The sequence below is a fragment of the Streptomyces sp. NA04227 genome (assembly GCF_013364195.1).
GTDB lineage: Bacteria > Actinomycetota > Actinomycetes > Streptomycetales > Streptomycetaceae > Streptomyces.
Genome location: NZ_CP054918.1, coordinates 2798356 through 2820027, shown reverse-complemented (window position 1 = coordinate 2820027; position 21672 = coordinate 2798356). Strand labels below are relative to the sequence as shown.

Sequence of the window (21672 nt, the reverse complement as noted above, 5' to 3'; positions counted from 1 at the left end):
CATTGCAACCGTGTGAAGCGAGGCAGTGTTTTCAGCCCGCCTGGGAATCAGAGGCGCAGCTCACACGGGGTCGAGGCCGGTGCGAGGCGGTCCGCGGCCGGTCCGCCGGACCATGATCAGCGGCAACGGAGTCGCGCACTATAGCAGAGGGCATACCCATGCTTGTGAAGGGGCGCACGAGCGACCCCCTCGGGGCGGGTGGATACTCGATGGCATGAGCACCACGGAGCGTCCCAGGATCCTCGTAGTAGGCGGCGGGTACGTAGGCCTGTACGCGGCTCGCCGCATCCTCAAGAAGATGCGCTACGGCGAGGCGACCGTCACGGTCGTCGACCCGCGTTCGTACATGACGTATCAGCCCTTCCTTCCCGAAACGGCTGCCGGCAACATCTCGCCGCGGCACGTCGTCGTCCCGCTGCGGCGCGTGCTGCCCAAGGCGGAGGTTCTGACCGGCCGGGTCACCACCATCGACCAGGACCGCAAGGTCGCCACGGTCGCCCCGCTGGTCGGTGAGGCTTACGAACTGCCCTTTGACTACCTGGTGATCGCGCTCGGCGCCGTCTCCCGTACCTTCCCGATCCCCGGCCTCGCCGAGCAGGGCATCGGCATGAAGGGCATCGAGGAGGCCATCGGCCTGCGCAACCACGTGCTCGAGCAGCTCGACAAGGCCGACTCGACCACCGACGAGGACGTCCGCCGCAAGGCGTTGACCTTCGTCTTCGTGGGCGGCGGCTTCGCGGGCGCCGAGACCGTCGGTGAGGTCGAGGACCTGGCCCGTGACGCGGCCAAGTACTACAGCAACGTCAAGCGCGAGGACATGCGGTTCATCCTCGTCGACGTCGCGGACAAGATCCTTCCCGAGGTCGGTCCCAAGCTCGGCCAGTACGGCAAGGAGCACCTCGAGGGCCGCGGCGTCGAGATCTACCTCAAGACCGGCATGGACTCCTGCGTGGACGGCCATGTGGTGCTCAACAACGGTCTCGAGGTCGACTCCAACACCATCGTGTGGACCGCGGGCGTCAAGCCCAACCCGGCGCTGGCCCGCTTCGGCCTGCCGCTCGGTCCGCGCGGCCACGTCGACACCCAGGCCACGCTCCAGGTGCAGGGCACCGACTACATCTGGGCCGCGGGCGACAACGCTCAGGTCCCGGACATGGTCGGCCGCCGCGCGGGCAACGAGAACGCCTGGTGCCCGCCGAACGCCCAGCACGCGCTGCGCCAGTCCAAGGTCCTCGCGGACAACGTCATCTCCGGCATGCGGGGCTTCCCGCAGAAGGAGTACAGCCACGCCAACAAGGGCGCGGTGGCGGGCCTGGGCCTGCACAAGGGTGTCGCGATGGTCGTCGTCGGCAAGATGAAGATCAAGGTCAAGGGCCGTCTGGCCTGGTACTTCCACCGTGGCTACCACGGCCTGGCGATGCCGACCTTCAACCGCAAGATACGCGTCTTCGCCGACTGGACCCTCGGCATGTTCCTCAAGCGCGAGGTCGTCTCGCTCGGCGCCATCGAGTCGCCCCGCGAGGAGTTCTACGAGGCCGCCAAGCCCGCCCCGGCCCCGGCGGTCGCCAAGCCCGAGGCGGAGAAGGCCAAGGCCTCCTGAGGCAACGGCCGCCAGCACAGCCCAGTACGGCCCGAAGGGGCGCTCGCCATCCGTGGTGCGAGCGCCCCTTCGGCGTGTGCTCCCGCGTATCCGCTGTGTGCGCGCCCGCGCGCATCCGCCGCGGTGTGTGACCCCCGAGGCGGATGGGTCGCCGGTGCCGCTGGTGCCGCTCGTGCCGTCCGTGGCGTAGCTCCTCCGTATATACGTATGCCCCGCCGTGGATTTTGACGACTTTGCGCATGTATGACATGTCAACGGGACTGTTCGATCCCCCGGTTGGTGTTTACGTGGTGAGGACCCTGCGGGATCCCCGGAAGTTCCGTCGGGACCCGGTCCCCCGGGGCACCGGGGCCGAAGCGACCGGAGGTGCGCACCGATGCGGGACGCGGCACAGCGGCTGAAGTGGATCGCCGAGGAGCTGACGGGCGTGGAGCTGCCGGTGCGGCTGCGCGCCTGGGACGGCAGCGAAGCGGGGCCGCCCGGCGGGGCCGTACTGGTCCTGCGCCGCCGACGAGCCCTGCGGCATCTGCTCGGCAGCCCCGGTGAGCTGGGCCTCGCCCGTGCCTGGGTCGCCGGTGATCTCGACGTCGAGGGTGATCTCTACGAGGGTCTCGCGCGGATCGCCGGAATCGTCTGGGACGCCGGGATCATCTGGGCCGAAGCAGCGGGAACGGCGGGAACGGCCCCGGGCCCGGCGAGCGCCTCGGCGCGCACGGAAGCCCCTGGCGCGGCGGGCGCCTCACGCGTACGCGGCGCACTGCGCACCCTGCGCGCCCTCCGCCAACCACGGGCACGCGCAGCCGCCGCGGCGCTGGTGCGCCTGGCCCGGCCACTGCCGCCGCCCCGGCCTCCGCGCGAGGAGATCCGCGCCCGCGGCAGGCTGCACCTGCACACCCAACGCACCGACCGCCGCGCCGTCACCCACCACTACGACGTCGGCAACGACTTCTACGCCCTCGTTCTCGGCCCCTCCATGGTGTACTCCTGCGCCTACTGGCCCGGCGAACCCGCTGAACCCGCTGCACCGGGTGACCTCGCTGAACCCGCTGAACCCGGCCCCACCCTGGAGGAAGCCCAGCGCGACAAGCTCGAACTCGTCTGCCGCAAGCTGGGGCTGCGGCCCGGGATGCGGCTGCTCGACGTCGGCTGCGGGTGGGGCTCGATGGCCGTGCACGCGGCGCGTGAGCACGGGGTGCGGGTGGTGGGGGTGACGCTCTCCGCCGAGCAGGCGGCGTACGCCCGTCGGCGGGTGGCGAAGGCGGGGCTCGCCGACCGGGTCGAGATCCGGGTGCAGGACTACCGGGACGTCGCCGACGGACCGTACGACGCCATCTCCTCCATCGGGATGGCCGAGCACGTCGGATCCGTCCGCTATCTCGCGTACGCGCGTGCGCTGTACGAGCTGCTCGCCCCCGGCGGCAGGCTGCTCAACCACCAGATCGGCCGCCGCCCGCAGTCCGCGGAGGAGGCGTACCACGTCGACAGGTTCATCGACGCCTATGTCTTCCCGGGCGGCGAACTCGCCCCGCTCGGCACCACCGTGACCCTGCTGGAGCGGGCCGGGTTCGAGGTCCGCGACGTGGAGTCGCTGCGCGAGCACTACGGCCCGACGCTGCGGCGCTGGGTGTCCAACCTGGAGGCGGAGTGGCCGCGTGCGGTGCGGCTGGCCGGGTACGGCAGGGCGCGGGTCTGGCGTCTGTACATGGCCGCCTGCGCACTCGCCTTCGAGGGCAACAGCATCGGGGTGAACCAGGTCCTCGCGGTACGTACGCCACAGCCGGGGGAGCCGGGCACTCCGGGTGACTCCGGGCTGCCGCTCAGGGCCCGCGGCTGGAATTAGCCCCTCGTGTGGCGGGGTGCAAGGCACTCCGCCATAGTGTGTCAACTTGGCCTTGCCGCCCCCAAGTTGACGTACTCTCGCCGCAAGCGGAAGTCCCTGGTCCGGCCGTGGGTAGCCTCCGGAGGAGGTCAGGGGAGCCGGGGAAGCCGCGTCCGGGGCGATGATATTCCGTCAATCATGAACTACCTCAGGCTGGGGGCAAGTCCCCGCTGAGCGCGTGTAAACGGCTGATAACAGTGTCTGACGAACCCTCAGACGCCCATAAAATAAGACAGTATCGGCCGCTGGCGCCGTCTGGCGCAGGGTCCCGCCCCGCTAGGCTCGAACCGCTCAACGCGGAGCCATGGCCTGCCCGGATGGTGGAATGCAGACACGGCGAGCTTAAACCTCGCTGCCCCTCGGGGGCGTACCGGTTCAAGTCCGGTTCCGGGCACTCCTCTTGCTCCCCCTTCTGACCTGCGAGAACGAGATGTTCTCGGAGGTCGAGTTATCCCGTTCTGGCGCACCGTTGGCGCACGAGGCTCTAGCATGCGCGCATGGCCTACGTGCAACCGCTGAAGAACAAGCATGGTGAGGTGACCAGTTACCGCGTGAAGTGGCGTGCTGGCGGCGCCCGTGACGGTGACTGGCAAGGTGAGCGTTTCGACGACGAGACCTCGGCCGGAGTGTTCAAGGACGCGGTGGACGAGGCCGGGCAGCAGTGGCCGGCCGGGTGGGTCAAGGGCCAGGGCTACGTCGACCAGAACGCCGCCGATCCTGACGAGAAGCGTTACCGCTTCCGGGAGTTCGCGACCAACCTCGTCGAGAACAAGACCGGCATTGAGGAGCACTACCGGCAGGCGTGCTTCCGCGACCTCGACCGATACGTGCACCCGACGTTCGGCGAGTGCGACGTGCGCAGCACGGAGCACTTCAGCAAGGACACCGTGCGGGCGTGGGTACGGAAGTTGGAGAAGACGAAGGTGCACCGCGGGCAGGTGCCGAAGACGGGCACCGGCAAGCTGCGGCCCATGTCTCCGAAGACGATCCGCAACCTGCATGGGCTGCTGAGCAACATCCTCGACGAGGCCGTGAAGGCGGAGCCGCCGCTGCGGGCCCGCAACCCCTGCGAGGGCACGCGGCTGCCGCGCGCGGACGATGACGGTGGGGAAGACGGCGAGGATGTGGAGTTCCTGACGCCGGATGAGGTCGCGGGTGTCATCTCCTGCCTTGAGCGCCGCAGCGACCAGCTCCTCGCGCAGGTGAAGTACGGCACCGGCATGCGATGGTCCGAAGTAACGTGCCTGGCACCTGAGTGCCTGATCGACTGGGACACCGCCGAGCCGAAGATCAAGGTAAAGCGGGCGTGGAAACGGGACGGGGCGGGCGGCTACAAGGTCGGCATCCCGAAGTCCAAGCGCAGTCGACGCACAATCCGCGTGTCCTGGGGCGTAGTGGAGGCGGCGAACGAGCTCGGCGGCGACGACCGAGAGCACCCCACGCGGCTGTACTTCACGGGGGAGCAGGGCCAGCGGCTGCACTACTCGACGTTCCATGGCCGGTGGCAGCGCGCGGTGAAGCGGGCCAAAGCGCAAGGGCTCCTGTCACGGCAGAAGCGGCCGACGCCACACGACCTGAGGCACAGCCATGCGGCCGTACTGCTGTCGGAAGGGCGCGGACTGACGTACGTGCAGCGCCGGTTGGGGCACGAGTCCATCAAGACGACCTCGGACACGTACGGGCACTTGCTGCCCGAGGCGGACGATGCGGCTATGGACATCATCGACCGGTCGTTGGGCCGGGGCGGGCCCGGTGTCGTCGACGAGGTCCTGGCGGCGGACGCGGCCACCGGTGACCGCAGTCGTGTGCACGTCGTGCACTTCGACGGCGAGTTCTCCACCCACGTCGAGGCGTTCTGGAAGCGGGGCGATGCGAAGGCGGTCGCCGACCAGTGGCAGATCGATCACCCCGATGACACCGTGCGCGTCGAGACGATGGCGGCCGACTGGTGGCGCCGCCAGCAGACCAACGGACTCAAGGACGTCAGGGAGGGGATGCCCGGCCGTGCCCGGGTCTGGTGGGGAGGGGCGCTCTACAACGCCGACGGGTCGGAGTTGCGCACTGGCGTGGACCTGGAGGACGTCGCGGCCCGGTGGGTGTGGGAGTGGGAGGAGCGGTACACCGAGAAGGACGCGGTCTCGCGCGTGCGACACGAGGACGGTATCGCGGCACTGACCCGGGCCGAGGCGTGGGGAGTCGATCTGGAGAAGGTCCAGGAATCGTTCGCAAGGGCGCGGGAGGAAGCGCTGGCGGCCTGTGCCGCGCATCCGGCGCTGTCCGTCGGCGGGGGCTTCGCCGAGGACTCGCCGGTCGAGTAGAGCGGTCAGGTCACGCGCGGCTCGATCGCTTCGGCAGGTCGCTGAGTGGTGATGGAGACGACCGGCCCGGATGCTGCTCTTCGCGCAACGCAGCGCCGGGCCGGATCGGCGGGCTTGTTCTCGAATCGGTCCGCAGCTCGTTGAAGGGCGTCGGTGACGAGGCGGTTGTAGTCCTCGACCAGTTCGTCGAACTCGGCCTGGAGGTTGTCGTTCTTCTTCTGCTCGCCGTGCAGTTGAACCTGCGTCTCTGCCAGGCAGGCGGTCAGAGCGTTGACCCGTTCGGCGTCGGTGGGAGAGCGACGATTCGACAGGCTGATGCCGACACCGGTCTGGGCGGCGGTCGACGTCTGGTCAGGGGAGGCGTCCCTGAAAACGCCGCGGACCTGGACGGTGTAGTCGTCGAGCCACTTCCGCAGCGCTGCGTGCCCGATGAGCAGGGCACAGGTAATGGGCGCGACCCGGACGGCGATAGCGAAGGCGAGGTTGTCGACCGTGTTCGTGGGAATTCTGTCGGTGGCTGCGATCGTGATGGTGATTCCTGTGACGAGTCCGCTGACGGCAGCGATGATCGTCCTGAGTGCCATGCCGGTGTTACCCCCTTGCTGCCTCCCTCCCGGTGTCTCGGCGGCCGTCGACCTCAGCTTGCAGACGGATCGCCTGCTGGATGCTGCCGATGAGCATGCTGCGGATGCCGAGGTCGGTGATGCCCCAGGCATTTGCCGCATCCTCTGGGGAGATCGGCTGTGACTGTTGAGTAACAGAGCGTACCTGCGAATTTTCGTCTTTTGGCCAGCTTTTGTCTGAAATTACTCCGGCAGTCACGAGGAGTGTCCTCACGTCCACGTGCAGCGCCTGGGCGATGCCTTCGAGCTGGTGAGGCATCGGGAGGGTTTTGCCATCGATCATGCGGCTGACAGCGGACGCACTCATGCTGCCAATGTCCCTGGCAAGTGCCGCCTTGCCACCGGCCCTTGGGGAGAGGTCATATCCGGCCTTGGTGGCCAGGTCGGTGACGAGTGCGCCGAATCGCGCCGAGGGTGTCTCCCCTGGTGCTTGGGGGTGGTTTTCCATACTCCGCATGCTTCGGAGGCTAGCGCGCATGCATGCCCAAGGGAATAGCGTGCATGCGTGCATGTTTCCAGGTCGGGCCGCAGATCATGAGTACGCCCAGGCTGGAGGCGGGTGCACCGGCGCAGTCGACCTTGAAAGTCGCGCCAGATGGCCCCTTCGTGTCTACTTGCGTGCACGCATGCATGCCGTCTAGTCTGTGCATGCATGCACGACGTGCACGCATGCATGACCTTTGGAGGGTTTCATGGCCACGACGCTGCGCTTCTGCGCGGACGTGCTGACCAAGAAAGCGGAATCGGTCGGCGACCTCACGCACCACGCCATCGCCCAGCGCGCGGGCGTACGCGAGTCGACTATCTCTCGGCTCATCGCGGGCCGCACCGTACCGACCGTGGCGACTCTTTTCGCGGTCGCCGACGCCTACGGCATCGACATCGACGACTTGGTGACCGGCCGGATCTCGCGCCCGGCCGCCACGGCGCTCTCGCCGCACCACCACGGCGAGAAGGTCCCGGCATGACGGGCCGGGCCTACTGCCGCTGCACGAGCGTGCGGAACTACGACTACAACGAAGCGGCCCAGAAGCTGAAGTGCAATCGGCGTTTCCTTGAGGACAACATCAAGCGCCTCCCGCACCAGAAGATCGGCCAGCAGCCGTCGTTCTGCGAGTGCGAACTCGCCCTGATCCAGGCGATGTTCACCGTCATCCCGCCCGGCCTTTTCGACGAGCCGGTGCAGATCCCCCCGACGCCTGAACTGGCGGCGCTCCGTCCCTCCGGGCGGCGACGCCAGCGCGCCGCCTCCTAGAGCGGCGACCCCGGGACGGCAGGCCGTGCAGGGCCGACACCGCCCCCGGATCACCAGGCACCTCAACCACGACGAATCGAGGAACCTTGAACGGCAACCCTAGCTGCCCGCACGACCCGCTCACCTGCCCGCACTGCTCCCGGCTGCGGCACCCCGCGAACCGGCTCTTGCGCCGCGCCCTGGTGGCCTTTCCCCGGCAGCGGACCGGCCAGAGCGGCGGTGGCCGCTGATGACCAGCACCAGGCGCACGCTGACCAAGCACAGCGACGTCGTCCGTGCGGCACGTGCCGCACGCGGCGGCTGGGTCCTCGCCGGTGTCTACGCGTCGACCGAAGCGGGACGTGGCGCTGCGCGGCGCATCCCTCGTGCTGAGCGGATGCCCGCTTACGCCCCGGCCGGGACGTTTGAGGCGTACGACGCCAGGCACGAGGACGGCACCGCGGTGTGGGTTCGGTACACGGCCGGCCTGCCCAAGCCCGCGCCGAGGCCGACGTCCATGACGTACCGGGTGTGCGACCGGGGCACGGGCAGCGGCTACGTCGGCGTGAGCGTCCGCTCCATCGTCCTGTCGGCCGAGTGCCCGCGCTGCGGAGGCCCCCGCGGCTCGGCGGTCCCGCAACGCTTCCACGAGGACGGTGACTGGTACACCGTCGACAAGTGGGACAACCCGTGCGGCCACGTCGACACGTACACCTCGGTGCTCGCCGAGTACCTGCGTGACAGGAAGCTCGCTCTGGACGCCTTGCGCGATCACGCCGACCTCGACGAGGTCGGCGACGGCGAGTACGACGAGCCGGTTGCCCTGCTGAATGCCCTCGCGCTGGTACTGCGATCCGCGAGCGCCCGTGACGCGTCCCGGTTCCTGGAACTGGGCGGCTACGGCGAGGCCGGGCGCCGCGTCGAGGAGGAGCGCACCGCCCGCGAGACGCGCATGACGCTCCGCGACGCTGCCCGCTACCTGCCCGAGCTGGCCGCCGCCCGCGACGCCTGCACCAAGTGCGACGGCGGCTGGGTCGACTACCGCGGGCGCGACGGCGAGTTCGTCAGCCTGCGCTGCGGCACCTGCCGCCGGGAGGCGAGGGCTCATGCGTGACCTGCCGCGCGACCTGCGCCCGCCCGCCGACGTGGCGCGGAAGCGGGTCGCCAAGAGCGAGCACCCCGAGCGCTTCCTGGCCGTGCTCGGACAGACCGCCGCCGCCCTGGAATCGGGCGCGGACCTGGCCACCGCGGCGTGGACCAGCGAGGACCCGACCCGGCTCGCCGCCGAGATCGAGGCCCTAGCCGCCGACCGCCGCCTCAACTCCTTCCGGAAGGACCCCGCGTGACCACGATCATCGAACCCGCCGCCCGCGTTGAGGCGCCCACGGCGCGGCTGCTGCTGCCCGCTGACGCGTCCCGCGAGGAGTGGGAGGCCACCCGCCGGGCCGGGATCGGCGGCAGCGACGTCGCAGCGATCCTCGGGCTCGGCGGGGGCAAGTACACGAGCCCGCGCCACGTCTTCGAGGCCAAGCACGGCCGCCCCGACGAGGTGAGCTCGGAGGCCGCCGAGATCGGCACGGAGATCGAGGGTTTCATCGCCCGCATGTTCACGAAGCGGTCCGGAATCCCGGTCGTGATGCCGCCAGGCACGCTCGTGAACGTCAACCGGTCGTGGATGCTCGCCAACGTCGACCGATACGCCCTCGATGAGACCGGCCAAGTCTCCGGTCCGCTGGAGTGCAAGAACCGCTCCGCGTACCAGATCGACGACTGGGAGGACGGCAAGATCCCGGACGCCCCGGCGATCCAGTGCCACTGGTACATGGCCGTCGGCGGCTGGTCTCACGGCTACGTGGCCGCGCTCGTCGGCGGCAACACGATCCGCTGGTCCCGCCTGGAACGCGACGAGGAGATGATCGGCTACCTCGTCGACTACTGCGGCAGTTGGTACCAGCGGCACGTCGTAGAGGGCTTCGAGCCGCCCGCCGACGGCTACGAGGCGACGACCAACCTGCTGGCCAAGCTCTGGTCGGTGAAGGCTCAGACAATCGCCGAGATCGACGTCGTCAAGGCGAAGGAACTGCGCGCCCGGCGGGCTGACCTCAAAGAGCAGGAGAAGGCCCTCGCCGCCGACCTGCGTCTCGTTGAGAACGAGATGCGTCTGCTGACCGGTGAGAACGAGGTCGCCCAGGCGGGCGGCAAAGCGGCCTGGTCGTGGAAGGCCAACGGCACCTTCGCGTCGAAGAAGTTCCGCGAGGCGCACCCCGAACTGGCCGCCAAGTACACGCACATGGTCGAGGCCATCGACACCGAGGGGCTCAAGGTCGACCACCCCGAGATCTACGACGAGCACCGCGCTCGTGTCCTACGCGTGCCCGCGAAGGGAGTCTGACGATGACAACGACCACGCTGAAGGACCGCGTCCGCGCGGCAACAGTCGAGGCCAAGGCGCCGAAGAAGCCACAGCCGGTGAGGGCAGCCGAGACCGTCGACGGCGGCACCCCGGAGGAGCTGCACGCCGCCGAGCGTCAGGACGGCGGGGAGACCACCGACGCCGTCCTGGCCTGGCTGGAGCGGTACGGCGCCCACTTCACGAAGGCGCTGCCGTCCCACGTCGACACCGGGGCGTTCTTCTCCGCCGTGCGGGCGGTCCTGCCCGGCCTGGCGTCCTGCACCCCCGCCAGCCTCCTCCAGGCGTTGCTGACGTGCGCCAGGTTCGGGTTGATCCCGAACGGCCGTCACGCGGTGATCCGCCGTGAGGGCAAGCTGGCCGTGTTCGTGCCGATGTACCAGGGCTACGTCGACCTGATGTACCGCTCCGGCCGTGTCGGCTCGGTGCACGTCGGCCTGATCCACGCCGGGGATGAGTGGAACTTCGAGCCCACCGCCCCCGCGCCGCTCGACTTCACGCACAAGCCTGCGTTGGAGCTGTCCCGCGAGGAACGCGGGAAGCCGATCCTGGCGTACGCGTTCTGCTGGATGACCTCGGGCGCCCGCTCGCAGGTCGTGATCCTGTCCCGCGAGGACGCCGAGGACATTCGCGACGAGTACAGCGCCGCGTACAAGCGGGCCAAGGAGTCCGGGAAGAACGATTCGTTCTGGCACACGGACTTCGACGCGATGTGGTCGAAGTCGGCGCTGCGCCGTCTGCACAAGGTCGTGCCCATGTCGGCCGAGCTGGTGCAGCTCGGCCGAGCCGATGACGCCGGAGACGCCGGGCAGGCGCAGGTTCTCCACGCCCCTGATGAGGACGCCCAGGCCCTCGCAGACGCCGAGGTGGCACACGCGGTGGCTGAAGGGTCGCAGGAGCCGAAGAGGGTCGCGACGCTGCCCCGCAAGCGGGTGCAGCCGAAGCGTTCAGGCAGCCGCAAGGCTCGCCGCACCGGGAAGGGGGACCGCCGGTGACGTGGCATCGGAAGCCGTTCGTTGGGCTCGATCTGGAGACGACCGGGATCGACCCCGAGACCGACCGGATCGTGACGGCCGCCGTCGTCCGTTACGGCGGTGGCCGTCCCACCGAGAGGCGCACGTGGATCGCTGACCCGGGCGTCGAGATTCCCGCCGGGGCGACGGCAGTTCACGGCTACACCACCGAGGCGGCCCGCGCTGCGGGCCGCCCGGCCGGGGCCGTAGTCAGCGAGATCGTCGACGCTGTCGCCGGCTTGGTCGACGAGGGCCTGCCGGTGGTCGTGATGAACGCGGTGTTCGACCTGACGATGCTGGAGGCCGAAGCGGAACGCCACGGTGTACGCGGCCTGTTCGCGCGATCGGCGCCCCTCGTCCTCGACCCGAAGGTCCTGGACCGGCACGTCGACAGGTACCGGCCGGGCGGGCGTCGTCTGGACGACCTGTGCCGTCACTACGTGGTGCCGCTGTATGCCGCACACGACTCCAGCGCGGACGCGGTCGCCGCTTGCGGCGTCACCTGGAAGATCGCCCACCGGTACCGGTGGCTGACCCGCGTCCCCCTCATCGAACTGCACGAGCAGCAGGTGCGTTGGGCCGCCGACCAGCAGGAGAGCTTGCGCATCCACTTCGCGTCGACCCCGGGCAAGGAGCACCGGGCGGCGACTGTCCGTACGGACTGGCCGCTGATCCCGCCGATGCGGTCGGGGGTGCGGGCCGGTGAGTGAGCACGTCCTATATCTGGCCACCATCGCCGTCGGTGGCGGAACGATCGCGGCGGCGGTCCGCTCGTGGCCGCCGCCCGGGCAGCGCCGCACCGACCCGCCCCGGGCCGGGCTTCGCACCGACCCGGTCTGGGCACCCTGCCCGGTCGAAGGCCGGGACACCCCTCACAGCTTCGACGCCGGTGGCGTCCGCCGATGCCGCGTGTGCAAGGCGACGACGAAGAAGGACAACGACGATGCATGAGACGTTCGGGCCGGAGTACGTCCGACCCGCCAAGAAGGACTGCCCCAACTGCCATTGCTGCACCGAGGACTTGTGCTGCCGTGGCCGGAACAGCCTGCTGAAGTGCGTTGGTCTCACCCCGCAGGACCACAAGAAGACGGTCTACGGATGCCCGTGCTCGGCGGCCACCACGAAGCACACCGCAGCGTGGCGGGCGGCGCAGATTCGGGTGACCCGCCTCGCCAGGGAGATGCCCGTCGACGCGGCCGCCGAAGCGCTGCTGCGCGCTCTCGCCAACGGCGGTGAGGCCCAGGACGACGGGACACTGACCGCGCAACTCCGGGTGCGGGGTCTGGTGCAGACGATCAACCTGCTGCCCGCGATCACCGAACTCGGACGCACGTACCTCGCGGCCCTCGACGACGAGCGGTTCACGACGCCGGTTGAGGTGCTGGAGGTCGACAAGCAAGCGCGGACCGCGAGCGTCGTCGTCGTCGGCTGGCATCTGGAGAAGTCGGTCACGGTCTTGATGGACCAGGTCACCACGGACACCGGCCTCGACGTCGCCGAGCTGTCCGGCCGGTGGCTGGAGGCCGAAGCGAACTGCCATGTCTCGGACGTCGACCGGCTGGTACTCACCGGCTTCCGGGACGCCCCCGCGCTGCCCCACGGCTTGATGGGCGGTGACGCGCGATGACCAGTACGGCCCTGTTCAAGGACGAGACGCGGCCCGGGCCCGGGCCGGTGCTGAGCGTGAAGGTGTACGGGCTCCCGGCGCCGCAGGGCTCGAAGAAGCACATCGGCAAGGGTCGGATGCTGGAGTCCTCCAAGCACGTCAAGCCGTGGCGTGAAGCCGTGGTGTGGGCGATGCGTCAGGAGATCGCCCGGCACCGCGACTGGCGCCCGCTGACCGGCCCGCTGGAAGCGGCCATGGTGTTCTCCTTCACCCGGCCCAAGAACCACTACGGCACCGGCCGGAACGCCGGGGTCCTCAAGCCGTCCGCCCCCGCCCGCCCTGCCGTGATGCCCGACCTCTCCAAGCTCGCGCGCAGCACGGAGGACGCCATCACGACGGCCGGCGGGTACCAGGACGACGCGCTGCTGGTCGGCTACCGCCGCCTGGAGAAGCGGTACGTCACCGACCACGGGGCCGTCTCCGACGTCCTGGACGTACAGGGCGCGGTCATCCACCTGTACCGGGCCGAGCCGAACAGCGAGGTGACGCCATGACCGGAGACACGGCAGCGCTCGACGCGGCTGCGGCCTCGGTGCAGCCGGGCGCGCCAGCAACGCCCGTGCACACACCGACGCCCCGGAAGCGCTACGCGTCGCTGGAGGAGATGTTCGCCGACCGGACGATCGAGGTCGAGGGCGGTCATCTGCACTGGACCGGTGCGACTGGAGCCCGGGGAACTCCGGTGGTCGCGCACCAGTGTCAGGTCGACACCGCGTACCGGCTGTCGTTCCGCTGGCACCACGGCCGGGCCCCGGAGGGCAATGTGAGGCCGACGTGCGGCTACCCGTGCTGTGTCGCCGGTGGGCACCTCGCCGACCGCGTCATGCGAGAGGGAGGGCTCGCGTGATGTTCCCCGGCTCGACGTGGCACCGCGGCATCGACCTCATCGCGGTCGAGCGGGCCCTGTCGGGCCGGGGGCCGTGCCCGGCCTTGACCGAGGAAGAGCAGAAGTACGCATGCCGGGAGATGACCGAGGCGGGCATGTCGGGGTCGGTCATCGCCCAGCGGCTCGGCGTCGCCGACCGGACCGTGACCCGCTGGCGTGAAGCGGGCGCCGGGGACTCGTGATGTTGCTCGAAGTCCTCCTGACATGCGAGGCGTCCGCCGACGCGGTTGTCCGCGCGACCGGCTTGTGGGGGTCGGTGTTCGTCGGGGCCGGCTCCCTCGGCCAGGGCCTTCACCGGCCCCTACGCGGGACACAGCACTGCGGGTCGCAGACACGTCCCGGACATGCCCCGGACGGTAATCCGGACATACGGGGGCTGCTTCACAGACGAGGGCGTTGACCTGCGAGGACACGCGCACGGACGTGTCCGGACACCGAACGATGAGCAAGGAGTTGCCGACGATGCCGCGACCGAGCCGCTATGCCCCCGACAACCTTCCCCGCCCGTACCACTGGACCCAAGACGCGGCCTGCGCCGGGGAGCCGACCGCCCTGTTCTTCCCGGCTGGCACGTCCGGTGCACCGATCGAACTCGACGTGCAGTACGCCAAGACGTTCTGTAACCGGTGCCTCGTACGCGACCAATGCCTCACGCACGCCATGACTTACCGCGAGGACTACGGCGTGTGGGGCGGCCTCGACGAGCGCGAGCGGGCCGAGATGATCCGCCAGGCCCGCCTCGAGGCAGAGCGGCGGCGCCGCCGGGAACGCGAGGAGCGGGCCCGTGCCAGCGCGGCAGCGTAGACCGGCGGCGCCTCAACCGGCGCTGCCGCCAAGCGGGTTGCTCGTGTGGTCGTCGTCTGACCACTGGCACCAGCAGGCGAAGCCGTGCCGCTACTGCGGTCGGCCCACGAACCTGCGCGACTCGCAGCGGTCCCCGGCACACAAGGTGTGCGCCGAAGCCGCGCTGGCCGAGCAGCAGCAGGACGCGGCAGCCGCGTACCGGGCGCAGAGGGAGCTGAAGGCGTGCTGAGCCCTGGACTGCTGACTCACCTGGCGCGGACGGCCGTTGACGCTGCCCGCGCTGGGGACGTGGACGGCGTCACCGCAGCAGTCGGTGAACTCGCCGAGCGAGGCGACCTGTTCGACGTGCTCTCCGCGTGCCGGGTGTTCGCGTACACCGCAGTTCATGCCCTCCTCGCCTTGTACGGGCCGCCCGACAGCGGTCTGGGCGAGGTGTGGGTGTTGGACGACCTTGGCGACGCAGAAGGTCGGCCGGAGCGGCTGTTCGCCGCCCGGCTGGTGACCGCTCACGCCAACGGCGACCAGGACACCGTCACCGCCTTGGTCGTGGCCGCCTTCCGGGCGGCTCGGCGCGAACGGTCCGGCTCCTTGCGGGAGCTGGTGACCTACGCGGCCGGGCTCGATGCTCGCGCCGCGCAGAAGGATCGACACGAGAGGAACGATGGATGACCACCGACCCGACGGTGAAGTGCAAGACGCGCCAGGACACCGAGTACCGGCCCCGGCTGCGGGGTGGGGAGCGCGAGTCGATGCGGAAGACCCTCGCGAGGAAGTACGACGGGGGCGCCTCGATCCGGGAGTTGGGCATCGAGCACGGCCTGTCGTACGGGCTGACCCGGGCGCTGCTTCTTGAAGCGAACGTCACGCTCCGGTCCCGCTTGGGCGGGCGAAAGAACCGCAAGTGAGCGCCGGAGGCCGGGCGCTGCGCATAGCGGTGACGGTCGCGCTCGTGCTGGCGCTGCTGCTCCTCCTGGCCGTGGTGGTCGACATCGTCGTGGACTGACCGCCACGCCCTCTGGCCGTGCCGTCCCCACCGCTGCGGGGCGGCGCGGTCTCGACCCCGCGCGCGAGAGGAGAAACCATGCAGTGCCCGAAATGCCGCCGACTGGTGCTGTGGACCACCACCGAGGCCGGGAAGCGCCTGGCCGTCGACATCGAACCGGACGTCGAAGGGAACACCGCGGTCTACCGAAACGGGACGGGCACGTGGGTGTCCCGCCGCCCGACGGACGAACTGCCCGTCATGCGCTGGGAGAGGCTGCACAAGCCGCACGTGGCGACGTGTCCGGGCCCGATGCCTCGGCACGGCCGACCCGTCCCTCCTGTCCTGCCGCCCGGTGTCGCGGACATGTCCGCGTACCGACGCAAGGCTCGGGGCCGTCCGTGAGCGCCCGGTCAGCTCTCGCCGAGAGCCTTCTTGGCGCGCTCGTAGAACTCGGGCGTGACGAGGCAGATACGACGGCGTCCGCGCACAGTCAGGGCGGTCACCACGTTCCGTTCTCGGGCGTCCTCGATCAGCGTTGTGAGCTGGGCGCGGGCATGCGTGAGCGGCAAGTTCTGGACGCCGTCGGGCTGGAGTTCCGGGACGGCTGGGTCCTGAGCAGCGGTCATGGCAAGAGTGTAACCCGTGACCAATCTGGCGAACATTGCCACACTTGCCAAAGATTAAAGTTGCACTCATAGTGATCACCTGACCACGGGCAAGCCGCTGGTCCACCACCCGACTGCACGACCGAGAAGAGACGCCGTGACCAACGAGCAGCAGCAGCCGGAGCGTGCTTCCGGCTGCCCGCCGCACGAGTTCGGGAACAGGCTGGCTTGGCACTGGACGCGGGAGATGCCCCGGCCGCTCAAGGGCGGTTTCCTCACGATGCTGTACGCGCTCCGAGCGATGGCGTCCACCAGCGGTCAACTCCGTTTCAACGACGGCAAACCGATCCGCATCCAGGACATCGCGAAGGCGGCCGGATGCCGCGAGAAGGACGCCCGGAGGTACCTGGAGGCCGCGATCGTCGCCGGTGTGGTTGCCACCATCGGAGAACGCCGACGCGGCCGCCCCACGGTCTACGTGACGCTGACCTGCCCGTGGCCGAACTGGTCGGGCGCCGCTGACTACCTCAAGTCGACAGCTCGCCCTCGCAAGACCGAAGACGCCGAGACGCCCGACGAGAGTTCGGGCCACAGCGGCCCGAACTCTGACGGGGCCGAAGTTCGGGCCGCTGTGGCCCGAACTGAAGAAGAAGCGGTTCGGGCCTCTGCGGCCCCTATGGGTTCGGGCCTCTGCGGCCCGAATGGTTCGGGCCTCTGCGGCCCGAACACCCCACGGGTTACCCAGGAGAGAACCCAAGAGTTGGCTGATGTAGTGCCTCAAGCTGAGGCTGGCGCGGGCGCGCGAGAAGACGACGATTCCCCCAACAAGACCGAGGACGCCTCCCCTGCGCGGCAGGCGCAGGACGTGCGTCGTTGCCCTCGCTGCCAAAAAGGCACGATCGTGCGGCCCGACCGCGAGGTCTGCGGCCGTTGCGTCATGGACGACGCCAAAGCGGCGAAGGAAGCCCGGCAAAAGCCCGTCCAGGGCGCGTTCTTGCTCCCGCTGACCGGCGGACAGGGAGCCCCCAGGAAGCCTGTGGAACACGTCCAGTGGCCCCAGGAGGACCCCACAGCCTTGCTGCGGGTCTGCGGCTGCGGACGCGAGTACCGGCTGCGCAACGTCGACTGCTGCCCGGACTGCCTCATGGCGGCTGAGGAGCAGAGGCGCGCCCTGGAAGCGGTGAGCAACGGGTGAACCCTGACTACTTGCCCGCGATCGGCCAGGCGTTGCGGGAGATCACCGCGTTCACCTCCCGGAACGACGTGACCGACGCGACGCTCGCGGAACTGGAGGCTGAGCTGCATCGCGCGCACCAGCTCGTGAAGCAGGCGCAGGGCAAGCGCGCTCCAGCGAACCGCTGCACGCGGCACCCCGGCGGCCCCGTCGAACCAGGGGCCGAGAACGGGTGCCTGCTGTGTGGCACTGCGGCCCGCCGCCCGGCCCAGCCGGTGCCGGAGGGTGTTGAGCCCGGTGAAGTGCTGCGCTTCCTCAAGGCGCGTGGCCACGACGCGGCGACCGCTCGATTCGGCGGTCGGGCTGTGACCCGGGCGCTGGCGATCGGCAACCGCCACCCCTCGAACCTGCGGCAGGGGCACCCGGCCCCGCCGCACGATCCCGAAGGAGAACCAACACGATGACGACCAAGACCAGCAGCGGCGTGCCGAAACCGCGCGGGGAGTGCCCGAAGTGCTCGCCCCGTACGTTCCACCTCACCCGCAAGGGCCTGATCGGATGGCACTACGGCATGACCGCGGCCGGGTTCTCGACCGGTGCCCGCTGCGACGGCGTCGGCAAGAAGCCGTTCGTCCCGGCCAACGCCTGATGGCCGCCTCCCGTACACCGCGCGGCGCGTACACCGGGAGCCTCTGCCGGTCCTGCCGCACGCCGAAGCCGTCCCGCCTGTACCTGTGCGCGGGCTGCTGGTTCCAGATCCCGGCCGCCTCGCGCCGCGCGCTCAGCGGCCGCGGCGACCGCGGCGGTGCCATCACGCGAATCCGCCAGCTTCACGACCACATCGACGCCGGGCAGCCGCTCGGAGACCTGGAGATCACCGCCATGAGCACCGCGTACGAAGTTCCCGCCCTGACCCGTGACGAGGTCGCCACGACCCGCGACCGCGACCCGCGGCCGAACGGCTGTCCCGACTGCCCGACGTCCGGTCCCGTCGGCCACTGGCCGATGTCCGCGTGCCGGTCCTGCTTCCGCCGCGACGAGCAGGGCACCGAGCGCCTGTTCCGCGTCCACTGCACCTGTGACCTGTGCTTCTGACCTGAAGGGAACCCTCCTGATGACCTGGAACTCGCGCCTCGCTGTCGTCGAGGCACTTGAACGCGCCGGATGGACCGGCGACACCGAACGGCCGCTGGAGATCCTGCGGCACCCCACGGGCGCGGTGTGGGCCGTCGCCAACGACCTCGGCGACTGCGGCGTCACCACGCCGGGCGGAGGAAGCGTCGACCTCCCCGGCGATGTCGCCGACCTGGTCGTCATCGCCGCCGCGCTGGCCGCCTCCGGGCAGCTCGTCCCGGAGGTGACCGTCGTATGCGACGCGGAAGGGCACGCGGTGCCCCACACCGCGGCCTGCCCTGCTGGCGTGCAGGTCGGCGAGTACCTGTGCTGCGGCGCCGAACTCGGACGCGTCAGTGCCCCGTTCACGTGCGAGCGTCGCATCGGCCACGACGACCAGTGCAGTCCCACGCCGGACTGCCGACATGAGTCGTGGGACGTGACCGGCGAGTACCGCAGCCCGGCCGGCTGGGTGAAGTCCCGCCGCTGCAACGACTGCGCGGCGGAGCTGCCCGCCATCACCGAGCCGGGCTCGCACTTCCACGCCGAGACTGCCGACGAGCCGGTGGCCGCGGTCGAAGACCCGGACGCTGCCGCCGATCCTGCTGCGTGGGCTGCCCAGCTCGACGCGGACGGACTCCAGCCCGACGGGCACTCGTTGACGTGGGCAGCTGGTGAACAGCCGATCGTGCGGGTGCACTTCGCGTTCCACAAGGACATGCACGACGAGGCACGCGGTTACCTGGTGCAGGCCGTTGGCGAGGCCCTGGGCCGCGAAATGACCGCCGCCGCGTTCTGACCCACCTCGTACAGGTGGCCGCTCCCGCCCGAATCGGGAGCGGCCACCCTCCGCCGGATCATCCCAGCCCACACGCAGGAGGCACGCACCGATGCCCGCCCCGGACCCCAAGACCATCCTCGAAGCAGTCGCGCACGGCGTCGCAGGCGACCACCAGGCTGGCCTGGACCTCCTCCAGCCGATCGTCAACGACGGCCCCGCCTCGACGTACGCGCTCCTCGGCTCCCTCGCCGAGACCGCCACGCACGGCATCCGCCGCGACCACGGCCCGGACTGCACGTTCGGGATCTACGTCGAAGCCCCGGACGGCCGCGAGGGCTCGTCCGACGACCTTCCACCGCCCGTGCGGTTCGCCGCACGGTTCATGACGGCATGGTCCAACCAGGACCAGGACACCGCGCACGCCCTGTTCACGGTCCTCGCCGAGCACGGCGACCGGCCCGACTGCCGCGACATCGGCGACGCCGTCACCACCATGTACAACCTCGCCGTTGCCTCCGCCTCGGAGATCGCCGCCGAGCAGCGCGCCCGCCGCGAAGTCGACGAGAACGGCGAGGACCCGCTGTAACCGTGGCTGTGCTGCTGGCCGTCGCCACTGCGGGGTCGGTGCGGCAGGCCGCGCGCACCTGCTCGGCCACGCCTCGCGGCGGGCGAGAAGCCTTCGCGCTCGACGGCATGGCCACGGTCGCGACCGAGCCGAACAGTCCCTCAGCACCCCCGTTCCCGCCTACCGCCGAGGGTGGGCATGGCGCGGGGCCGGGGATAGCTGAAGGCCCTACCATCCCCGTCTCCCGCGCGGGCGCGGCGTGACCCGCACGGACCCATCAGACCCGACTCGAAGGGCACGTCCCGTGAACCACGACACCACCACCGCGACCAGGAAGCGGCTCCCGGAAGAGGTCGGCGAGCAGCAGCTCGGCAGCGAACTGCCGCCGTACTCCGGCGAGTTGACCGTGTGCACCAAGTGTTCCTACAACGAAGCGTTCACCCGCTACCGGCCGGAGTCGCCGCGCGGCCTGTGGGACTACAACGGCCGCACTAAGATGCGCGGTCCGTTGCCCGAGCGGCTGGAACGCTCCTGCCAGCGCTGCGACTTCCAGTGGGACGAGGCGCTGCGGCCCGCCGACGGCGTACGGCCCCTAGCCGTCGCCGAGCTGGCGTATGCGCTCACGCGGTGCGCTCCGTACTCGGTCAGCCGCGAGGCCGCCGACAGCACGGCGGCCCGCCTCTTGGACGTGGCGTACGTCCTGCTGCGCCCCGAGCACCCCATGTGGAACCAACCGCCCGCCTGCCCGCCTCTCGTCCACGACCAGGCCGCGCAGCCGCCCGACCCGAAGCTCACCTCCGGCGTGCCGATCGTGACCGTGCCCGACGCCGAGCCGATGCGACAGCAGACGCCCCCGGCCGGGTCGACTCTGAACGAAGCGGGCAGCGAGCAGTGACCCGCCCCGGACACAGTCCGGACAGCTCGGACAATATCGTCGACGACCGTCCGGACATGCCGCCGCTCTGCGACGACGTCCCCGGCCCGACTGGCTCGGACATCGTCCGTACACGCGTCGAACCTGTCCTGGACGGTGTCCGGGTCGAGTACCGGGCCACCGTGCCTCGCAGCCTGGCCGGAGACGCCCTCTCCGAAGCGTTCGCCGCGATCGAACAGGCCCGCACCACCCCGGACGGCCAGCCCACCCCGCCGCCGCTGTCCGTGAGCTGTCCCACTTCCGTACTGCCCAGTCCTGGGCACAACGCCAGCCGACGCCCCGCAAGGCTGGACCCCGACACCGAAGGGAGCCGCACCGTGCGCGACGACGACGTGGCGGCACCCAACTATTCCTGTCCACCGAGCCCCAGCCGCCTCCGCCGCCCGGGTCCCTGCCCGCACCCTCTCCGAAGGAGCCTCACGATGAACCTCGATCCCGCCCGCCGCGCCGCCCGCACCGCGTCCCGTACGGCGGCCGGAGCAGCCCGCACTGCCGTCGTCCACCTCCCCGCCCGCGTCACCGGAGCCGCGTCGCCCGGCGCCCGCGCCGGAGCCGCGTACGTCGCCTTAATGGCAGCGCACGAGATCGGTGACTACATCCTCCAGCGCGATGCTGACGCTGTCGCCAAGGGCAACGACGGGCGCGACGGCGCCCTCGTCTGCGCACGGCACGTCGGTTCATACACCGCCGCGCAGGCCCTCGCACTGCTGGCCGCCGACCGATACCTGCGCCTCGGCCTGGACTGGCGGCGCGCGGGCCTGGCCCTCGCCCTGTCCGGCGGGTCGCACTACGTCATCGACCGCTGCGCCGGGCACTGGCCCGAGACCGCCGAGGACGGCGCCCCGCTCGTCGTCCGCGCCGCGCACAAGGCAGGTAAGAGCGGCTGGCTCGTCAACGACCCGGGCGCCCCCGCGCTCATTGACCAGGCGTTGCACCGGGCCGTGATCGGCGTCGCCGCCCTCTTCGCGGCCGGACGCCGATAGCCCCCGCTACCAGCACGGACATCGTCCGGACAGGACTCGTGGACAGTGTCCGGACCCGCAACTCGGCCCCCTTCTCAGCGACCAGCGGGGAAGGGGGCC

General features: G+C 70.2%; 32 protein-coding genes and 1 tRNA gene. 30 read left to right on the top strand and 3 right to left on the bottom strand.

Annotated elements, in window-relative coordinates; translation table 11 throughout:
• Window positions 1-214: 214 nt before the first annotated feature.
• The 4 genes from HUT18_RS11995 (at window position 215) to HUT18_RS11980 (ending at window position 5797) form a co-directional block, all read left to right on the top strand.
• A complete protein-coding gene (locus HUT18_RS11995; protein WP_176100304.1) occupies window positions 215-1600 on the top strand; it encodes an NAD(P)/FAD-dependent oxidoreductase in 1386 nt (461 codons plus the stop codon).
• A gap of 376 nt (window positions 1601-1976) precedes the next feature.
• Window positions 1977-3440: a cyclopropane-fatty-acyl-phospholipid synthase family protein gene (locus HUT18_RS11990; protein WP_176100303.1), complete on the top strand. Its 1464-nt coding sequence runs from the start codon at window positions 1977-1979 to the stop codon at window positions 3438-3440.
• Window positions 3441-3790: 350 nt separating this feature from the next.
• A tRNA-Leu gene (locus HUT18_RS11985) sits at window positions 3791-3873 on the top strand.
• A 103-nt stretch (window positions 3874-3976) separates the two neighbouring features.
• Window positions 3977-5797: a site-specific integrase gene (locus tag HUT18_RS11980; RefSeq protein ID WP_176100301.1), complete on the top strand. Its 1821-nt coding sequence runs from the start codon at window positions 3977-3979 to the stop codon at window positions 5795-5797.
• A gap of 5 nt (window positions 5798-5802) precedes the next feature.
• Here HUT18_RS11980 and HUT18_RS11975 read toward each other — a convergent pair whose 3' ends face one another.
• Together HUT18_RS11975 and HUT18_RS11970 are read right to left on the bottom strand one after the other, a co-directional pair.
• The gene (locus HUT18_RS11975; protein WP_176100300.1) at window positions 5803-6381 is read right to left on the bottom strand and encodes a hypothetical protein; all 579 of its coding nucleotides are present in this window, start codon (window positions 6379-6381) and stop codon (window positions 5803-5805) included.
• Between the two features lie 7 nt (window positions 6382-6388).
• Complete coding sequence (locus HUT18_RS11970) at window positions 6389-6868, bottom strand: helix-turn-helix transcriptional regulator (RefSeq protein ID WP_254878541.1); 480 nt, start codon at window positions 6866-6868, stop codon at window positions 6389-6391.
• Between the two features lie 244 nt (window positions 6869-7112).
• Here HUT18_RS11970 and HUT18_RS11965 point away from each other — a divergent pair, with 244 nt between their 5' ends.
• The 18 genes from HUT18_RS11965 to HUT18_RS11880 all read left to right on the top strand — a co-directional run bounded on the left by HUT18_RS11965 (window position 7113) and on the right by HUT18_RS11880 (window position 15820).
• Complete coding sequence (locus HUT18_RS11965; protein WP_176100296.1) at window positions 7113-7388, top strand: helix-turn-helix domain-containing protein; 276 nt, start codon at window positions 7113-7115, stop codon at window positions 7386-7388.
• Window positions 7385-7675, top strand: coding sequence for a hypothetical protein (locus HUT18_RS11960; protein ID WP_176100294.1), 291 nt, complete (start codon window positions 7385-7387; stop codon window positions 7673-7675). The genes HUT18_RS11965 and HUT18_RS11960 overlap by 4 nt, the downstream gene beginning before the upstream one ends.
• Window positions 7676-7761: 86 nt before the next feature.
• Window positions 7762-7905, top strand: a complete 144-nt coding sequence (locus tag HUT18_RS11955; RefSeq protein WP_176100291.1) for a hypothetical protein — start codon at window positions 7762-7764, stop codon at window positions 7903-7905.
• The gene (locus HUT18_RS11950; RefSeq protein ID WP_176100289.1) at window positions 7905-8768 is read left to right on the top strand and encodes a hypothetical protein; all 864 of its coding nucleotides are present in this window, start codon (window positions 7905-7907) and stop codon (window positions 8766-8768) included. The genes HUT18_RS11955 and HUT18_RS11950 overlap by 1 nt, the downstream gene beginning before the upstream one ends.
• The gene (locus tag HUT18_RS11945) at window positions 8761-9000 is read left to right on the top strand and encodes a hypothetical protein (RefSeq protein ID WP_176100287.1); all 240 of its coding nucleotides are present in this window, start codon (window positions 8761-8763) and stop codon (window positions 8998-9000) included. The genes HUT18_RS11950 and HUT18_RS11945 overlap by 8 nt, the downstream gene beginning before the upstream one ends.
• Window positions 8997-10046, top strand: coding sequence for a YqaJ viral recombinase family protein (locus HUT18_RS11940; protein ID WP_176100285.1), 1050 nt, complete (start codon window positions 8997-8999; stop codon window positions 10044-10046). The genes HUT18_RS11945 and HUT18_RS11940 overlap by 4 nt, the downstream gene beginning before the upstream one ends.
• A 2-nt stretch (window positions 10047-10048) precedes the next feature.
• On the top strand, window positions 10049-11059 hold the full coding sequence (locus HUT18_RS11935; protein ID WP_176100284.1) for a recombinase RecT: 1011 nt from the start codon (window positions 10049-10051) through the stop codon (window positions 11057-11059).
• On the top strand, window positions 11056-11787 hold the full coding sequence (locus HUT18_RS11930) for an exonuclease domain-containing protein (protein WP_176100282.1): 732 nt from the start codon (window positions 11056-11058) through the stop codon (window positions 11785-11787). Before HUT18_RS11935 ends, HUT18_RS11930 begins: the two co-directional genes overlap by 4 nt.
• Window positions 11780-12028 carry a hypothetical protein gene (locus HUT18_RS11925; protein ID WP_176100281.1) on the top strand — a complete coding sequence of 83 codons (249 nt, stop codon included), beginning with the start codon at window positions 11780-11782 and terminating at the stop codon, window positions 12026-12028. Before HUT18_RS11930 ends, HUT18_RS11925 begins: the two co-directional genes overlap by 8 nt.
• Window positions 12021-12704, top strand: coding sequence for a hypothetical protein (locus tag HUT18_RS11920; RefSeq protein ID WP_176100279.1), 684 nt, complete (start codon window positions 12021-12023; stop codon window positions 12702-12704). Before HUT18_RS11925 ends, HUT18_RS11920 begins: the two co-directional genes overlap by 8 nt.
• Window positions 12701-13237 (top strand): RusA family crossover junction endodeoxyribonuclease, encoded by a 537-nt coding sequence (locus tag HUT18_RS11915; protein WP_176100277.1) that lies wholly within the window; start codon window positions 12701-12703, stop codon window positions 13235-13237. The genes HUT18_RS11920 and HUT18_RS11915 overlap by 4 nt, the downstream gene beginning before the upstream one ends.
• Window positions 13234-13590 carry a hypothetical protein gene (locus HUT18_RS11910; RefSeq protein ID WP_176100275.1) on the top strand — a complete coding sequence of 119 codons (357 nt, stop codon included), beginning with the start codon at window positions 13234-13236 and terminating at the stop codon, window positions 13588-13590. The genes HUT18_RS11915 and HUT18_RS11910 overlap by 4 nt, the downstream gene beginning before the upstream one ends.
• Window positions 13587-13811 carry a helix-turn-helix domain-containing protein gene (locus HUT18_RS11905; RefSeq protein ID WP_176100273.1) on the top strand — a complete coding sequence of 75 codons (225 nt, stop codon included), beginning with the start codon at window positions 13587-13589 and terminating at the stop codon, window positions 13809-13811. Before HUT18_RS11910 ends, HUT18_RS11905 begins: the two co-directional genes overlap by 4 nt.
• Before the next feature lie 280 nt (window positions 13812-14091).
• Window positions 14092-14433, top strand: coding sequence for a WhiB family transcriptional regulator (locus tag HUT18_RS11900; RefSeq protein ID WP_176100271.1), 342 nt, complete (start codon window positions 14092-14094; stop codon window positions 14431-14433).
• Window positions 14434-14476: 43 nt separating this feature from the next.
• Window positions 14477-14662: a hypothetical protein gene (locus tag HUT18_RS11895; protein WP_254878540.1), complete on the top strand. Its 186-nt coding sequence runs from the start codon at window positions 14477-14479 to the stop codon at window positions 14660-14662.
• 59 nt (window positions 14663-14721) lie between these two features.
• Window positions 14722-15102 (top strand): hypothetical protein, encoded by a 381-nt coding sequence (locus HUT18_RS11890; protein ID WP_176100267.1) that lies wholly within the window; start codon window positions 14722-14724, stop codon window positions 15100-15102.
• Window positions 15099-15338, top strand: a complete 240-nt coding sequence (locus HUT18_RS11885; RefSeq protein ID WP_176100265.1) for a helix-turn-helix domain-containing protein — start codon at window positions 15099-15101, stop codon at window positions 15336-15338. The genes HUT18_RS11890 and HUT18_RS11885 overlap by 4 nt, the downstream gene beginning before the upstream one ends.
• Before the next feature lie 176 nt (window positions 15339-15514).
• Window positions 15515-15820: a hypothetical protein gene (locus tag HUT18_RS11880; protein ID WP_176100263.1), complete on the top strand. Its 306-nt coding sequence runs from the start codon at window positions 15515-15517 to the stop codon at window positions 15818-15820.
• Window positions 15821-15828: 8 nt separating this feature from the next.
• Here the strand turns inward: HUT18_RS11880 and HUT18_RS11875 are convergent, their stop codons facing one another.
• Window positions 15829-16044 carry a hypothetical protein gene (locus HUT18_RS11875; RefSeq protein ID WP_176100262.1) on the bottom strand — a complete coding sequence of 72 codons (216 nt, stop codon included), beginning with the start codon at window positions 16042-16044 and terminating at the stop codon, window positions 15829-15831.
• A gap of 136 nt (window positions 16045-16180) precedes the next feature.
• Between HUT18_RS11875 and HUT18_RS11870 the strand changes: the two genes are divergently transcribed.
• The 8 genes from HUT18_RS11870 to HUT18_RS11835 all read left to right on the top strand — a co-directional run bounded on the left by HUT18_RS11870 (window position 16181) and on the right by HUT18_RS11835 (window position 21573).
• Window positions 16181-17218 carry a hypothetical protein gene (locus HUT18_RS11870; RefSeq protein WP_176100260.1) on the top strand — a complete coding sequence of 346 codons (1038 nt, stop codon included), beginning with the start codon at window positions 16181-16183 and terminating at the stop codon, window positions 17216-17218.
• Entirely contained in the window at window positions 17215-17661 is a 447-nt protein-coding gene (locus tag HUT18_RS11865) for a hypothetical protein (protein WP_176100258.1), read from the top strand. Before HUT18_RS11870 ends, HUT18_RS11865 begins: the two co-directional genes overlap by 4 nt.
• Window positions 17658-17846: a hypothetical protein gene (locus HUT18_RS11860; RefSeq protein WP_176100256.1), complete on the top strand. Its 189-nt coding sequence runs from the start codon at window positions 17658-17660 to the stop codon at window positions 17844-17846. The genes HUT18_RS11865 and HUT18_RS11860 overlap by 4 nt, the downstream gene beginning before the upstream one ends.
• Window positions 17846-18292 carry a hypothetical protein gene (locus HUT18_RS11855; RefSeq protein ID WP_176100255.1) on the top strand — a complete coding sequence of 149 codons (447 nt, stop codon included), beginning with the start codon at window positions 17846-17848 and terminating at the stop codon, window positions 18290-18292. The genes HUT18_RS11860 and HUT18_RS11855 overlap by 1 nt, the downstream gene beginning before the upstream one ends.
• A gap of 19 nt (window positions 18293-18311) precedes the next feature.
• Entirely contained in the window at window positions 18312-19109 is a 798-nt protein-coding gene (locus tag HUT18_RS11850; protein WP_176096579.1) for a hypothetical protein, read from the top strand.
• A gap of 91 nt (window positions 19110-19200) precedes the next feature.
• Window positions 19201-19677 (top strand): hypothetical protein, encoded by a 477-nt coding sequence (locus HUT18_RS11845; RefSeq protein ID WP_176100253.1) that lies wholly within the window; start codon window positions 19201-19203, stop codon window positions 19675-19677.
• 283 nt (window positions 19678-19960) lie between these two features.
• Window positions 19961-20551: a hypothetical protein gene (locus HUT18_RS11840; protein WP_176100252.1), complete on the top strand. Its 591-nt coding sequence runs from the start codon at window positions 19961-19963 to the stop codon at window positions 20549-20551.
• Window positions 20552-21012: 461 nt separating this feature from the next.
• Window positions 21013-21573 carry a DUF3307 domain-containing protein gene (locus HUT18_RS11835; protein WP_176100250.1) on the top strand — a complete coding sequence of 187 codons (561 nt, stop codon included), beginning with the start codon at window positions 21013-21015 and terminating at the stop codon, window positions 21571-21573.
• Window positions 21574-21672: the final 99 nt, after the last annotated feature.

Bases quoted from the DNA above. Each gene is read 5' to 3' on its own strand.
- HUT18_RS11995 (WP_176100304.1), top strand. From the start codon at position 215: ATGAGCACCACGGAGCGTCCCAGGATCCTCGTAGTAGGCGGCGGGTAC.
- HUT18_RS11990 (WP_176100303.1), top strand. From the start codon at position 1,977: ATGCGGGACGCGGCACAGCGGCTGAAGTGGATCGCCGAGGAGCTGACG.
- HUT18_RS11980 (WP_176100301.1), top strand. From the start codon at position 3,977: ATGGCCTACGTGCAACCGCTGAAGAACAAGCATGGTGAGGTGACCAGT.
- HUT18_RS11975 (WP_176100300.1), bottom strand. From the start codon at position 6,381: ATGGCACTCAGGACGATCATCGCTGCCGTCAGCGGACTCGTCACAGGA.
- HUT18_RS11970 (WP_254878541.1), bottom strand. From the start codon at position 6,868: ATGGAAAACCACCCCCAAGCACCAGGGGAGACACCCTCGGCGCGATTC.
- HUT18_RS11965 (WP_176100296.1), top strand. From the start codon at position 7,113: ATGGCCACGACGCTGCGCTTCTGCGCGGACGTGCTGACCAAGAAAGCG.
- HUT18_RS11960 (WP_176100294.1), top strand. From the start codon at position 7,385: ATGACGGGCCGGGCCTACTGCCGCTGCACGAGCGTGCGGAACTACGAC.
- HUT18_RS11950 (WP_176100289.1), top strand. From the start codon at position 7,905: ATGACCAGCACCAGGCGCACGCTGACCAAGCACAGCGACGTCGTCCGT.
- HUT18_RS11945 (WP_176100287.1), top strand. From the start codon at position 8,761: ATGCGTGACCTGCCGCGCGACCTGCGCCCGCCCGCCGACGTGGCGCGG.
- HUT18_RS11935 (WP_176100284.1), top strand. From the start codon at position 10,049: ATGACAACGACCACGCTGAAGGACCGCGTCCGCGCGGCAACAGTCGAG.
- HUT18_RS11920 (WP_176100279.1), top strand. From the start codon at position 12,021: ATGCATGAGACGTTCGGGCCGGAGTACGTCCGACCCGCCAAGAAGGAC.
- HUT18_RS11915 (WP_176100277.1), top strand. From the start codon at position 12,701: ATGACCAGTACGGCCCTGTTCAAGGACGAGACGCGGCCCGGGCCCGGG.
- HUT18_RS11910 (WP_176100275.1), top strand. From the start codon at position 13,234: ATGACCGGAGACACGGCAGCGCTCGACGCGGCTGCGGCCTCGGTGCAG.
- HUT18_RS11900 (WP_176100271.1), top strand. From the start codon at position 14,092: ATGCCGCGACCGAGCCGCTATGCCCCCGACAACCTTCCCCGCCCGTAC.
- HUT18_RS11885 (WP_176100265.1), top strand. From the start codon at position 15,099: ATGACCACCGACCCGACGGTGAAGTGCAAGACGCGCCAGGACACCGAG.
- HUT18_RS11880 (WP_176100263.1), top strand. From the start codon at position 15,515: ATGCAGTGCCCGAAATGCCGCCGACTGGTGCTGTGGACCACCACCGAG.
- HUT18_RS11875 (WP_176100262.1), bottom strand. From the start codon at position 16,044: ATGACCGCTGCTCAGGACCCAGCCGTCCCGGAACTCCAGCCCGACGGC.
- HUT18_RS11860 (WP_176100256.1), top strand. From the start codon at position 17,658: ATGACGACCAAGACCAGCAGCGGCGTGCCGAAACCGCGCGGGGAGTGC.
- HUT18_RS11855 (WP_176100255.1), top strand. From the start codon at position 17,846: ATGGCCGCCTCCCGTACACCGCGCGGCGCGTACACCGGGAGCCTCTGC.
- HUT18_RS11850 (WP_176096579.1), top strand. From the start codon at position 18,312: ATGACCTGGAACTCGCGCCTCGCTGTCGTCGAGGCACTTGAACGCGCC.
- HUT18_RS11845 (WP_176100253.1), top strand. From the start codon at position 19,201: ATGCCCGCCCCGGACCCCAAGACCATCCTCGAAGCAGTCGCGCACGGC.
- HUT18_RS11835 (WP_176100250.1), top strand. From the start codon at position 21,013: ATGAACCTCGATCCCGCCCGCCGCGCCGCCCGCACCGCGTCCCGTACG.